The following is a 13,734-nucleotide window of genomic DNA, read 5'->3' as shown; positions in this document are numbered from 1 at the left end:
TTCGGGCGGCGCTTATCGTTCAGCGATCAGAGGCCGCTCATTCTTGATATGCCGATGGACCAAGGCACGAGCGCGTTTCCCTTTTTCCGGTATCCGTCGTGCGGCCAGCGGAACGTAATTGCGCTGATCCAATTCAGGGAACAGTTCAAGAATTTCGGCCCGTGCGTCCGGGTGAACACTGGACAAGGCCTGCGCACCGGTGAGCAGGCTTTCGGAAGGTGCGCCTTCCGCATAGATGATCTCGTGACGGTCGAACAAAAGATGGACATAGGTCACAGCACGGGTGTCATCAGCGATTGAAATGCCGGGCACGCCGACAAGAATGTGAGCAGGAACAAGAACCTCTTCGGCGTCGAACATTCTGACGGCAATCGGCGACCGGACCAGCATACGGTGTTGCGGTGACACGAAAAGATCACGCTGGGGCAAGTGATCGCCCAGTGAACCGGCCTCGATCCGGATGGGCTTCAGCCTGGGACGGGCGCGAAGCGCCGCTTGGTCCAGATGTCGCGTGCCGATCCAGCGTATGTGTTGCGGTCCGTTGTCGGCGGTGACGACCGCGTCACCCACCTTCAAATCCTCGATGGGCCTCGGACCTTCTGGAGTCATTATCAACGTTCCGGCTACGAAGCACGGCACGTCAATGATAGTGGTCGGATCAGTTGTGTCAGGAGCATTGGTCGGCGTAACATTCACGATGTTCATCGAGTATGTCGTGCCGGGCACAAGGGGTTCAGAGGTTATGTAACCACCCAAAGTTCCGTCAACTTCCACACGATAAACAGTTATCGTACCCCCGCCTGGTTTGGACAGAATATAGGATTCTTCCAGGTAAATTGGGCCACTAAGAAAGGTGGTCGAGCCATCAAGGGTGGTGATGGTGCCGGTCTGCGTCAGATCATCGCCGTCTTCGTTGTCGAAGCGGTCACCGTTGAAAACATCGCCAGTATCGACAATGGGTGGTCCGCCGCCGTTTTGAATAAATCCACCGGCTGCGTCTGTCACGCTGAACAAACGACGATCCGTGTCAGGATCAAAATTGACATCCAATGTAACCGTATCCGGCCCAATCGTATTCACCGTGATTACGCCGGGCGTATAACCGATATAGGAATAGTTTGCCATTTTCACCCATCACTCTTTGACACAGAATTTACACTTGTTCTCTCAAGCGCTTGGATAACTCCGCTATACTAAAATGTCGACGCGACATTCCTCACGATTGGTTCAGATATCAAGGCGAACCCCAGGCTTTTTCGTGGTTCTTGCTGTTTGTCAGGCATCTGACCTCGTTCCAGAGCATACTTGAGAAGTCTTGACTTTCGTTAAGGCACTCCCGCGTCCCGCCAGTCATGTTGCAGACACTAGCTAATCTGCGCAAAGGAGAGCGCAATGCGAGACGTCATGACAAAGAGCATGGCCCGCAATATTTTTTATGGCGGGTCACTGTTCTTCATTCTCATCTTTCTGGCCCTTTCGGCCCATTCCCACTGGTATATCGTCAATTCCGAAAATGCCGCAAAGCTGGATGACAGTGTGGTCCGGGGCAAGCATGTCTGGGAAAAACACGCGTGTGTGAACTGTCATTCGATTCTGGGTGAAGGGGCTTACTTTGCTCCGGAAGTCGGCAACGTGATGACCCGCTGGGGCGTGCTGGACGACCCGGAATCAGCCTTTGAATCCCTCAAGGGCTGGATGGAAGCACAACCGACCGGCATTCCCGGTCGTCGGCAAATGCCCAATTTCAACCTCAGCGACGAAGAACTCCGTGACCTGACCAACTTCCTGATCTGGACGGACAACATCGACGCGCAGGGCTGGCCGCCCAACGAGGCAGGCTGAGAAAGGGAACGAAACAATGAAATACGAATCCCAAAAAATCGCCTATGCCTACTTTGCGGTAGCCATGGCGTTGTTCGCGATACAGGTGATCGGCGGCCTTCTGGCCGGTTTCATCTATGTATTCCCCAATTTCCTGAGTGAGCTTCTGCCGTTCAACATCGTGCGGATGCTGCACACCAACTCTCTGATCGTCTGGCTGATCCTGGGTTTCTTTGGTGCGGCCTACTTCCTGATCCCGGAAGAAGCCGAGCGCGAGATCCACTCGCCCAAGCTTGCCTATCTACAACTGATCATCCTTGTTGTCGGCACGTTGGGCGTGGTCGTCACCTATGTCTTCAACCTGTTCGAAGGCAACTGGCTGCTGGGCAAAGAGGGGCGCGAGTTCCTGGAACAGCCCAAATGGGTCAAGGCCGGTATCGTCGTGGCTGCATTGATCTTCCTTTACAACGTGTCGATGACCGTTCTGAAAGGCAAGAAGACAGCCATTACCAACATCCTGCTTCTGGGCCTTTGGGGTCTGGCGCTGCTGTTCCTGTTCGCCTTCTACAACCCGGGCAACCTGTCGCTGGACAAGCAATACTGGTGGTATGTCGTCCACCTGTGGGTCGAAGGTGTGTGGGAACTGATCATGGCCTCGATCCTGGCCTATCTGATGCTCAAGCTGACCGGTGTGGACCGTGAGGTGGTCGAAAAATGGCTATACGTCATCGTCGCCGCCGCGCTGTTCTCGGGCATCCTTGGCACGGGTCACCACTATTACTGGATCGGTACGCCTGCATACTGGCAGTGGATCGGTTCGATCTTCTCGAGCCTCGAGGTGATCCCGTTCTTTGCGATGATGGCCTTTGCCTTCGTCATGGTCTGGAAGGGCCGTCGTGACCACCCCAACAAGGCCGCGTTGCTGTGGTCGCTGGGCTGTGCCACTCTGGCGTTCTTCGGTGCTGGTGTCTGGGGCTTTCTGCACACGCTGCACGGGGTGAACTACTATACCCACGGCACGCAGATCACCGCAGCCCACGGTCACCTGGCCTTCTACGGCGCCTATGTCTGCCTCAACCTTGCGATCTTTAGCTATGCGATGCCGATCCTGAAGAACCGTGATCCCTATAATCAGGTTCTGAACATGGGCTCGTTCTGGCTGATGACCAGCGGCATGGTCTTCATGACCTTCGTGTTGACCTTCGGCGGCACCGTGCAGACACATATGCAGCGCGTGGTCGGAGACTACTTCATGGACGTACAGGACCAGATCGCGATCTTCTACTGGATGCGTCTTGGCTCTGGTCTGGTCGTTGTCCTTGGGGCGCTGCTGTTCATCTATTCGATCTGGGTTCCCCGCAAAGAGGTCATCGAACCCGGCGCAGCTGAAACCCCTGCGGAGTGATGGATATGGATGGCTCCATGAACCTGAAAGAGGGGGCGGCAAACGCCCCCTTCTACCTGCCCCAGGGCGATGAATGCGATGTCTTCACCGCCGCTTACAAAAACGACCTGCCGGTTCTGCTGAAAGGCCCGACGGGCTGCGGCAAGACCCGCTTTGTGGCCCATATGGCCGCGAAACTTGGCCGCCCGCTTTATACCGTGGCTTGCCACGACGATCTGGCCGCCGCCGACCTGATTGGCCGCTACCTGTTGAAAGGCGGAGAAACCGTCTGGGTCGATGGCCCCCTGACCCGCGCGGTGCGCGAAGGCGCGATCTGCTATCTGGATGAGGTGGTCGAGGCCCGCAAGGACGTGACTGTCGTACTGCACCCGCTGACCGACGACCGGCGCATCCTGCCGATCGACCGCACCGGCGAAGAGCTTGAGGCCGCGCCCGGTTTCATGCTGGTGGCGTCCTACAACCCCGGCTATCAGAATATCCTGAAGACCCTCAAACCCTCGACCCGGCAGCGGTTCATCTCGCTGGAATTCGACTTTCCCTCACCTCAGATGGAAGCCGAAGTGGTCGCGCAGGAAAGCGGCCTGCCGCTGGAACGCTGCAAGCCGCTGGTACGGCTGGCGGGCAAGCTGCGCGGGCTCAAGGGTCAGGACCTCGAGGAAGGCGTGTCCACCCGGCTGGTCGTCTATGCCGCGACGCTGATCGCGCAGGGCATGTCCACTGACCGCGCCATCCTTGCCGCCATGATCGAACCTCTGACCGATGATGAGGATATCAAACGCGGGCTCCTCGATCTTGTCACCGCCGTCTTTGGGTGAGGCCGGCGATGGTCAGGATCGACTTTGAGCCATGGGAACCCGAAGAAACCATCGGGAAACTGTGGCACACCCTTGCCAGCCGCCTCGATGCACCCCAGGTGCATGTTGGAGCCGCGGTCGACCTTTCCGAGGTCGCGGGGCGGCTGGCAGTCCTCTTTCGGGGGCTTGGGGGTAGTCCGGGCGTTGAATTGCGCCCGGTCTCACCCGAGGTTTCGCGTCACCGCCTGAGTTGGCGCCGCAAACTTGCAACCGAAGTGGAATTGATGCCGCGCGCCTCGTTCGACGGAGAGGTTTTGCGTCTGCCCGACCGTCTGGCCGTATTCCCCGCACGCGAGGCAAACGGCGCGCTCTATGTCTGGTTGGCCGCCGCCGCCGCCCATGCCGGAACCCGAATTGACGAAGATGATCCACTGCGTGCCGACCTGCGTGCCTTGATCGCCGCCCGGCATATGGTCGAGGCGACTCTGGACGATGCGCCTGGCTTGCGTCCGCTGTATACCGAGCTGTGCAAGGGCGTGCTGTTTCAGCGCGACATCCCCAGCCTGCCGCCTGCCGAGGCCGCGGTTGAAGAACTGATCCGTCATATGCTGGGCGATCCCAAGCCCCTGTCGGATCAGGCCGAGCACCTTCTGGCACTTGACGACGACCTGATCGCCCCGCGCGGCTATCAGCCGATGCGTCCGGTTCCCCTGTGGCCGGAGTTGCGGGCAGTTGGGTTCTCGGAACACAACGAGGTTGAAAACCCCGATACCGAAGGCCCGCCAGAGGAATCCGGCGAAAAGACACACCGTGCCCGGCGCCGCAAATCGGATCAGGCCGAGCGCAGCGACAGTTTCATTCTGCACAAGTTCGAAGCCATCCTCAGTTGGGCCGAGTTTCTGAATATCAACCGTCGCATCGATGACGACGATCCCGACAACGCCAAGAAGGCGGCTGACGATCAGGAAGAGATCGGTCTTGGCCAGATTTCCAAGGCGCCGCCTACCAAGTTGAAGCTTCACCTTGATCTGGCGCCCGAAGACGTCAACCGCGAACGCCTGTCAGGCCGTATTCTATATCCCGAATGGGACGTGCGGACAGGTCAATACCTGCCGGATCATGTGAACGTTCTGCTTTCGGATGCCGATATCCGCGGCGATGCTGCCGAGTTCGGCAAGGATCCGGCCACTGCGCGCCGCATTCGCGCCGTCAAGCGCCAATTCGAGGCGCTGCGGCCGGGGCGCGTGATGACCCGGGGCCATCTGGACGGTGACCAGCTGGACATGGAAGCCGCCGTTCGGGCGCAGGTTGACCGCTGCGCAAATGGTGAAGGGACGGAACGCGTCTGGATGCAATCCCGCCCCGAGGCCCGCGATCTGGCGGTGTCGATCCTGCTGGATGTCAGCCGATCCACCGAAAGCGCGGTCACAGGCCGCGCCGTGATCGATATCGAACGCGAGGCGCTGGCGGCCTTGGCCTGGGGCCTGAACGCTTGCGGTGACGATTTCGCCATTCATGCGTTCAGCTCCCTCAAGCGTCAGCGCGTCTATATGCAGCGTTGCAAACGGTTTGACGAACCGATGGGAACCAAAGTTGAACAGCGCATCGCGTCGCTGCGCCCCGGACATTATACAAGGTTGGGCGCGGCAATCCGGCACTGTTCCTCAGATCTGGCCAGCCAGTCCCGCAAGCGCCGATTGCTGCTGGTTATCACCGACGGCAAGCCAAACGACCTGGACCATTACGAGGGGCGCCACGGCATCGAAGATACCTGCATGGCCATACGCGAGGCGCGCCGGGCCGGACAGTCGGTGTTCGGTGTTACCATCGATAAAACCGGCAAAAGCTGGTTTCCGCGCATGTTCGGGCAGGGCGGTTTCGCCGTCATCCCAGATCCGCATCGCCTGACCATGGCCCTGCCGCAGATCTATCGCCAGTTGGTCGGCGCATGAGTGATGCTTCTCTGATCGACGAATTGCCGGGCGAGTTCCTGATGTGGGTTCTGATCATTTCGGAACTGCTGGTTTTTGGCGCGGGGATGATCGCTTTCATGGGGGTACGTCTGACCGATCCAGCAGGTTTTGCCGAGGCGCAGTCGCATCTGCATCGCACGGGTGCGGCCTTGAACACCGCGGTATTGGTGACATCCGGCTATCTGGCCGCACAGGCGCTGCATTGGCGGCGGAATATGCAACGTTTGCGGGCCCGATTGGCGTTGATCCTTGCGGCGCTTCTGGGTGTCGTGTTCCTGATCATCAAGGGTGCGGAATATGCCGACAAGGCGTCTCAGGGGATAGGATACGAAACGCATCCATTCTTTCTGTTCTACTATATGTTGACCGGCTTTCATGCCGCGCATGTCCTCGCCGGGGTTGGAATTCTGTTGCTGGTGGCCTGGCGCGACGACCCCACTAGCGTCGAAGCGGGCGCACAGTTTTGGCACATGGTGGACCTGGTCTGGATCATGCTGTTTCCAATGATCTATCTGTTGGGATAGTCAGATGGCCCAACCTTCATCTTTGACCAAAGAAGAACCTCGCCAAGGGCCGCCGAACCCTCTGACCCAGGCTTGGCTTGCGCTCTTGGCCCTCAGCGTGGGATCCGCGCTGCTGACCTTGATTGGGGCACCAACCGCGATCATTGCTGGCGGTATCCTGTTGTTGGCGCTGATCAAGGCCCGCGTGATCCTGAAACACTACCTGGATTTGGAGAGCAGCCAAAGCTGGCTGCGTGGGTTCACCATGGTGTTGACGGGATTTTCCGTTGTGATTTTTGCGCTCTATCTGGTCTGAGGCAAAAAAATGCCGCCCCGAGAGGCGGCATAGATCAATCAAAGGGGGCCTTGATTACTGAGCGGCCTGTGGGATCCGCGCGATCTGACAACGCTGCCAGAGCGCCGACAAGGCACCAACCAGATGATTGATATCCTCATCTGTGTGGACCGGGGACGGCGTGATCCGCAAACGTTCGGTGCCCTTGGGGACAGTGGGATAGTTGATCGGCTGAATGTAGATGCCGAATTCTTCAAGAAGCGTATCCGAGATGAACTTGCACTTCACCGGGTCGCCCACCATCACCGGGATGATATGGCTGGGGTTCGGCAGATGCGGTATCCCTTCCGCATCCAGACGGGCGCGCACCTGATCCACACGGGCCTTTTGCAGATCACGCTCGGCGCTTGACTGCTTCAGATGCCGGATAGATGCGGCAGCACCGGCCGCGATCGAAGGTGGCAGGGCCGTGGTGAAGATGAAGCCGCTGGCAAAGCTGCGAACGAAATCGCACAGCGCGGCCGAGGCTGCGATGTAGCCGCCGACCACGCCGAAGGCCTTGCCCAGCGTGCCTTCGATCACGGTCAGGCGATCCATCAGGCCCTCACGCTCGGCAATGCCACCGCCGCGCGGGCCATAGAGGCCGACGGCGTGAACTTCGTCCAGATAGGTCATCGCGCCGTATCTATCGGCCAGGTCGCAGATTTCCTTGATCGGCGCGATATCACCATCCATGGAATAGACGGATTCAAAGGCGATCATCTTGGGCGCGTCAGGGTCGGCGGCGGCCAGTTTGGCCTCCAGATCCACAAGGTCATTATGTTTCCATATCACCTTCTGCGCCCGTGAGTGGCGGATGCCTTCGATCATCGAGGCATGGTTCAGCGCGTCAGAGAAAACGATCAGACCGGGGATCTTCGCAGCCAGCGTTCCCAGAGCGGCCCAGTTTGATACATAGCCCGAGGTGAACAGCAAAGCGGCCTCTTTGCCATGGAGATCTGCCAACTCTGCCTCAAGCAGCACGTGGTCATGCGTAGTGCCCGAGATGTTGCGCGTTCCGCCCGCACCGGCGCCACAACGCTCCAGCGCATCGTGCATGGCGTTGATGACCGCAGGGTGTTGCCCCATACCAAGGTAGTCATTCGAGCACCAGATACGCACATCCCGCCGGATCGAACCATCGGTCTGACGTGCGTTCGGGAAGGCTCCGCAACGTCGCTGCAAGTCGATGAAAACCCGATAGTTCCCTTCATCTTTCAAAGCGTCGAGGCTCTGGCTGAAAAATCGCTCGAAATCCATCTGACATGCTCCCCGGATAACTGGCTGTGAACCGACCCTAGGGCAGCGACGGGCCCCGTGACATGACAATTGTCAAGTTGATCGGCAAGAAAAAGACTGGCACTGCCACGCCGGCTTTGGCATAGCAGGGCATTGGGGATGATATCCCGGGCCATCGCCCGGACTGGATGAAGAAGGGAGTGCCTTCATGTCACACGAGGCACAAAAGGCGATTGCGCGGCAGTCTCTGCTTCTGCGCAGCCTGCCGGATCAGCATGTGGATACTTTGCTGCGGCAAGCGATTTGGCGGCAATATGACCGTGGCGAGACGATCTTTCTGCAAGAGGAAGAAGCCAAGGCCGTGCACGTCGTGCTGGCGGGTTGGGTCAAGCTGTTCCGGATCTCTCCGACCGGGGCGGAAGCGGTGGTGAGCGTTTTCACCCGCGGAGAAAGCTTTGGTGAGGCCGTTGCGCTGCGCAACGTGCCGTATCCCGTGTCCGCCGAAGCCGTCTCAGCCTGTGAAGTGATGCATATTCCCAGCCCGGTGCTGCTGTCCCTGATGAAGGAAGACCCGGAAATCGGCGTTTCAATTCTGGCTGCGACGTTCACGCATCTGCATGCTCTGGTGGCGCAGCTGGAGCAACTGAAGGCGCAAACCGGGGCGCAACGCGTTGCAGAGTTTCTGTTGAACCTGTGCGATCGCGATTCCGGTCGCTGCGAGGTGGAACTGCCTTACGACAAGATGCTGATCGCCGGACGTCTTGGGATGAAGCCCGAAAGCCTGAGCCGCGCGTTTTCGCGGTTGAAACCCGTTGGCGTCAAGATCAACAGGAACCACGCGGATATCGCTGACATGGACGATTTGCGCAACTACGCCGAAAGCGACACCAGCGAGAGGTGATTGATCACCGGCGGCCGGACCCTTCGGCGCTGCAATTTCACGGAAAACCCGTTATCCGAAACTGGCAGCTCCAATGGGGGCTTCAGTCGGGCGCTTTTGCGCGTGACCGGCTGTCTTCCACGCTTTCCTAAACCTCACTATCCTGATCAGCAGTGCCATCCATCGGCACGAGTCTTTTGCATGAAAATGAAGGGGCACCTGGTCCATGATAGACGCAGCGCTTTCAAACTATCCCCGCGCAAGGTTGATGACATCGGTCACCCCGGTCGAACGGCTTGAGCGTCTTTCTGACCAATTGGGGCTGGATCTGTGGATCAAGCGCGACGACCTGACCGGGCTCAGCTTCGGCGGAAACAAGACCCGCCAGCTGGAATTTTATATGGGCGAGGCGCTGAGGCAGCTGGCGGACACCATCCTGATCACAGGTGCCGTGCAATCCAATTTCGTGCGCACTGCGGCAGCTGCGGCGGCAAAGCTGGGAATGTCATCCGTTCTTCAATTGGAAGACCGCGTGGCGAATATGGGAGAGTACTACCATCGATCCGGGAATGTTCTTCTGGCACAGCTTCTGGGGGCGGAACATATTGGCTATCCCACGGGTGAGGACGAGGCGGGCGCGGACGGCGCTCTTCACGAACGCGCCGACGAATTGGTTGCTATGGGTCGGAAGCCATACGTAATCCATCTGGGCATAGATCACCCTCCGCTGGGGGCATTGGGCTATGTGGCGGGGGCGGCCGAGTTGCATACTCAGATCAGCGATTTCGACGCCGCAGTGGTGCCGTCGGGAAGCGGGGCAACCCATGGTGGGTTCCTGGCCGGATTGCGTTTGGTCGGACAGACTGCGCCTGTCTACGGCATATGCGTGCGTCGCGATCAAAACCAGCAGCACGCGCGACTGCAAAACGTCCTGGGGCGATTGGCAACCATGATGGGTTTCGACCCTGCTTTGGTCATGGAAGACATCTGTACCTGGGACGGCGCCCTGGCACCTGGATATGGACGGATTGGGCGATCAACCCGCGAGGCGTTGACCCTGATGGCGCGCTCCGAGGGCATCTTTCTTGACCCAGTTTATTCCGCCAAAACCTTTGCAGGGCTTCTTGGACTGGTTGAACAAGGCATCATCAAAAAAGGTCAGAAAGTTGTTCTGCTGCACACGGGTGGTCAACCTGCGTTGTTCGGATACCAGGACGAGTTGCAACCAAGTTGACGCAGCGAAGCTTTGCGCCTGTGGTCCTGCGGGGCGACAGGATGAACGGAAAGGTGTTGCCCGCCGAACTGGCCGGGTAAGTACCCTACGACACTTTCGACTGATTGAGCAAAGACATGGCCCGCGCGACATCGCGGGTCTGCGCGCCGCCAACGATCATAGCCAGAATCTTTCCAAGATCAGGCGGCGAGGCCGGCGAGCAGCCAAAGCGGTCGCAAGTTTGCACGTAATCCACCGCTGTGCGCAGTTCGAACATTCTTGCCTGCTGTTCGCGTGCGGTTTCCAGAGCCTCCGTGAACAGATCATCTGCGGCAGTGTCCATGGACCGCACCAACGCCTGTATCCGATCCGTCTCGGGCTGAGCCCAGGCTTCATTGGTCAGAACCTGCTGCGCGCGGGCTTCGTCCAGCAGGCGCTGAGCCGCCTTCGGGTCGTTCGCCTTCAATGACGCTTCGGCAAGGGCCGTCAGGAACACCGGCTTGTAGTTTCCGGCCCCGCTGGCCCACCAGGCTTCGGACGCCTCGCGCATTGCTCGGATCGTTTCCGGGCCTGGCTTGATCTGCGCGTCCGCCCAACACCGCCAGACATTCGCCGTCAGTGTCATGAAGGGGAAGGTGTGTTTGGTCGCCAGTTCCTCCAGGCGCGCGGCAACGTCGTAAACCTGTTCAGGTTCACGCCGCAACAGGTGCAGCATACACAGATATGTCAGGGTCTGTGCCAGGCTATGAGCGTGATTGAGTTTCTGCGCCGCCGAGATCGCCTGATGCTGGATCTTGAGCGCGCGGTCGGGTTCTCCGCGCAACCAGACCGTCATGCTCAGGAAGCAGGATGTAATGGCGGCATGATCCGTGCCGTAGACATAGGCAAGACGGCTGTGCTGCTGAGGATCATACAAGCGCAACGCTTGTCGCAGATGTGCATAGGCGGCGTCCTGCTGTCCGATATGCAACAAGACGGCACCCATGGCCCGGTGGGCAATCATTATGTGATGCGTTTCGTCGGTCAGCTTGGACAGGTCCAGCAACTGCGCCGCGACGTCCTTGGCAAGGTCGTATTCGCCGCGGACCAGATGATACGCATAGAGACCATTGAGCACTGGGAACAATTGTTCGGTTTCACCCAGCCGATTGCACAGGTCGCGGATCCGGGCATACACTGCCCCCGTTTCATCGGCCGCGATGCCAGCGGTCGAGCGTAGAACGCCGGCCCGCAATGTCTGGATCTTGGTTTCCATGCGGTCGCGGTCAACCGAGTCTTCCTGCTGTTCAAGCAACGCCAACGCACGCCCCAGCTGAGTGGCTGCTTCAATCCCGGCCGAGCGTTCCACGGCACGTTGTCCGGCCAGATACCAGTGTTCTATCGCTTGGTCCGGCATATCTGCCATCGTGTAGTGATGAGCCAGAATTTCCGGACCGGCAGAGTTTTCGTGCAACGAGGCAGAGTTCAGTGCTTGGACCACACGCGCATGCAGCGTTCGCCTCTCGCGTTTCAGCAGGCTGTTGTAAGCGGTGTCGCGAATGAGAGCGTGACGGTAACTGAACGTTTCCTCGGGCTCTGACTCTGAAACAATCACGATCCCGGCATCCACCAGCAAATCCAGACCGGAACGTAACGCCCGTTCATCAAAGCGGGACACGCTTGCAATCATCGGATAAGAGAATTGCGGGCCAATGACAGCGCCGATCTGTGCCACTTCCTTGGCCGAGCTCAGTCGATCAAGACGAGCCATCAACGCGTCATGCAGTGTTTTCGGCACCGTGGGTGATGGCGTGGACCGGTCGATCGTATAGGCGTCGGCGCGTTCGGTCAGAAGATCGGATTCCAGCAGATCCTTCGTCACCTCTTCTACGAACAGCGGGACACCGTTGGATCTGGCGGCAATCAGACGGTGAACTTCGCCCGGGACGGTCTTGCCCTTGGCAACATCGTTCACGATCTCTTTGACTTGCGCGAAATCCAGTTGTTGAAGCGCGACGTGCATCAGGTTGTGCGATTGTGGCCAGTCCGGATCAAAGCCTGTCCGATAGCTCATGACCATCAGCAGGCGCGCGTCCTCTATCCGGGTTACAAGCTGATCAAGCAGAGTCTTTGTCGTTGGATCGATCCAATGTGCATCTTCAAACAGCAACAGGGTGGGGGTTTCCTGCGCGAGGCCGATCACATGATTGACCAGCATGTCCAGCGTCTGCTTCATGATCTGCTCAGGGGTCAAGTCCAGCGGGCCAAGCCTGTCTTCAAACGGGACCGACAACAGTGCCGCAGCCAGTTTCAGTGACCCTTCAGAAGGAACGCCCAGAACGCCGTGGATCTTGTTCAATTTTTCGTCCGCACTGTCACCGGCCCGCAGTTCGGCCGCGTTTTCAAGCTGGCGAATGATCGGGTACAACGCGCTTGCGTCATGAAAGGGCGAACACTGAAATCGAAGCTGTCGGTGTTTTGCGTCCGGGATCGTGCGGCGAAGCTCTTCGATCAGCCTGGATTTTCCTATGCCCGCCTCGCCCGAGACCAGCACCACCTGACCTTGACCCTGACGGACCAGCTTCCACTTGCTTTGAAGGGTTTCATGCTCCTGCGCGCGCCCGACCAATGAACTCATCCGGGCGTCGTCTGCCGCAAGAAAACGGCTGAGAGTCTGGCGCGTGCCGGTGACCTGCCAGGCTTCGACCTCTTTGGCAAAGCCTTTCAATTGAAACGTGCCACGGCGCACATATTCGAACGCATCACCCGCCAACTCCCGTGTCGTCGGCGCGACGATCATTGTCCCAGGATCAGCCATCGATTGAAGCCGTGCGGCAAGGTTCGGGGTCTCGCCCATGGCGGTGCCATCCTCGAACATCTTCTCTCCCCGCAGGTCACCGACGACAACCAGGCCGGTCGCGATCCCTATGCGGACTTCAAGATGTGCATGTGTGCGGATTTCCGGAATTTCGCGAACGATCCTAAGACCTGCATGAATGGCGCGTTCCGGGTCGTCTTCATGCGCATGCGGAAAGCCAAAAAACACCATGATGCCGTCGCCATAGTAACTGGCGATATGCCCGTCAAAAGCGGCGACCGCAGCGGCGCAGGTCTCTTTGAACAGCCTCAGAACCTCGGCCAGATCTTCAGGATCCAGCTTTTGCGATATCGCCGTCGATCCAACAAGATCGATGAACATGACCGTCAGCTGTCTGCGCTCTGCAATGATGTTGGGTTCCTGATGCGCGCGATGTGATCCCGCAGGCCGCCCGATTTCATCCCGTATGGCTTTCAGAAAGCGGCGCCTGGGTCCAAGGGGCAGGCCGATCGTGACAAGGTCATCGTCGCTCAGTTCCGGCAGATCACCCAGTTCGACCTCGTGCCGGGAAAAGGCATCGACATATTTGGACAAGCCGTTTCGGATCAGCCATTCATCTATGTCAGCCATTTGACCACCATGCATGGCCGCGACCAGGCCGATCCAAGCATTCCCCATTTCCCTCTGGTTGAAAGGACCAGCCCCGGGCACAGTCCGGGAAAACACCCCTCTATCAAGGACGACCCGCGAATTCCGGTCAAGTGTTCAATTTGAG

The 13,734-nt window shown here is 58.7% G+C and carries 11 protein-coding genes; 8 read left to right on the top strand and 3 right to left on the bottom strand.

The window, feature by feature from the left end; translation table 11 throughout:
* Positions 1–12: 12 nt before the first annotated feature.
* Entirely contained in the window at positions 13–1,125 is a 1,113-nt protein-coding gene (locus FIU92_RS23055; protein WP_254705384.1) for a Hint domain-containing protein, read from the bottom strand.
* 267 nt (positions 1,126–1,392) lie between these two features.
* Between FIU92_RS23055 and FIU92_RS19410 the strand changes: the two genes are divergently transcribed.
* The 6 genes from FIU92_RS19410 to FIU92_RS19385 are packed head-to-tail and all read left to right on the top strand — an operon-like array spanning position 1,393 to position 6,812.
* Entirely contained in the window at positions 1,393–1,842 is a 450-nt protein-coding gene (locus tag FIU92_RS19410) for a cytochrome c (protein WP_152460362.1), read from the top strand.
* Between the two features lie 16 nt (positions 1,843–1,858).
* On the top strand, positions 1,859–3,226 hold the full coding sequence (locus FIU92_RS19405) for a cbb3-type cytochrome c oxidase subunit I (RefSeq protein WP_152460361.1): 1,368 nt from the start codon (positions 1,859–1,861) through the stop codon (positions 3,224–3,226).
* Positions 3,227–3,231: 5 nt separating this feature from the next.
* The gene (locus tag FIU92_RS19400; protein WP_371419757.1) at positions 3,232–4,041 is read left to right on the top strand and encodes a CbbQ/NirQ/NorQ/GpvN family protein; all 810 of its coding nucleotides are present in this window, start codon (positions 3,232–3,234) and stop codon (positions 4,039–4,041) included.
* Between the two features lie 8 nt (positions 4,042–4,049).
* Entirely contained in the window at positions 4,050–5,972 is a 1,923-nt protein-coding gene (locus FIU92_RS19395; protein WP_152460359.1) for a nitric oxide reductase activation protein NorD, read from the top strand.
* Entirely contained in the window at positions 5,969–6,517 is a 549-nt protein-coding gene (locus FIU92_RS19390) for a cytochrome c oxidase subunit 3 (RefSeq protein ID WP_152460358.1), read from the top strand. The genes FIU92_RS19395 and FIU92_RS19390 overlap by 4 nt, the downstream gene beginning before the upstream one ends.
* A 4-nt stretch (positions 6,518–6,521) precedes the next feature.
* Positions 6,522–6,812, top strand: a complete 291-nt coding sequence (locus FIU92_RS19385) for a cytochrome C oxidase subunit IV family protein (protein ID WP_152460357.1) — start codon at positions 6,522–6,524, stop codon at positions 6,810–6,812.
* Between the two features lie 54 nt (positions 6,813–6,866).
* Here FIU92_RS19385 and hemA read toward each other — a convergent pair whose 3' ends face one another.
* A complete protein-coding gene (hemA, locus tag FIU92_RS19380) occupies positions 6,867–8,090 on the bottom strand; it encodes a 5-aminolevulinate synthase (protein WP_152460356.1) in 1,224 nt (407 codons plus the stop codon).
* Between the two features lie 187 nt (positions 8,091–8,277).
* On the opposite strand from hemA, the gene FIU92_RS19375 reads away from it, so the two are divergent.
* Together FIU92_RS19375 and FIU92_RS19370 are read left to right on the top strand one after the other, a co-directional pair.
* Entirely contained in the window at positions 8,278–8,970 is a 693-nt protein-coding gene (locus tag FIU92_RS19375) for a Crp/Fnr family transcriptional regulator (RefSeq protein ID WP_152460355.1), read from the top strand.
* A 205-nt stretch (positions 8,971–9,175) separates the two neighbouring features.
* Positions 9,176–10,183 carry a D-cysteine desulfhydrase family protein gene (locus FIU92_RS19370; protein ID WP_152460354.1) on the top strand — a complete coding sequence of 336 codons (1,008 nt, stop codon included), beginning with the start codon at positions 9,176–9,178 and terminating at the stop codon, positions 10,181–10,183.
* Between the two features lie 85 nt (positions 10,184–10,268).
* Here the strand turns inward: FIU92_RS19370 and FIU92_RS19365 are convergent, their stop codons facing one another.
* A complete protein-coding gene (locus tag FIU92_RS19365) occupies positions 10,269–13,637 on the bottom strand; it encodes an AAA family ATPase (protein ID WP_152460353.1) in 3,369 nt (1,122 codons plus the stop codon).
* Positions 13,638–13,734: the final 97 nt, after the last annotated feature.

Origin of the sequence: Ruegeria sp. THAF33, from assembly GCF_009363615.1 — a bacterium.
Lineage (GTDB): Bacteria > Pseudomonadota > Alphaproteobacteria > Rhodobacterales > Rhodobacteraceae > Ruegeria.
The sequence above is the reverse complement of the archived record's forward strand: the minus strand, read 5'-3'. Positions and strand labels throughout refer to the sequence as shown.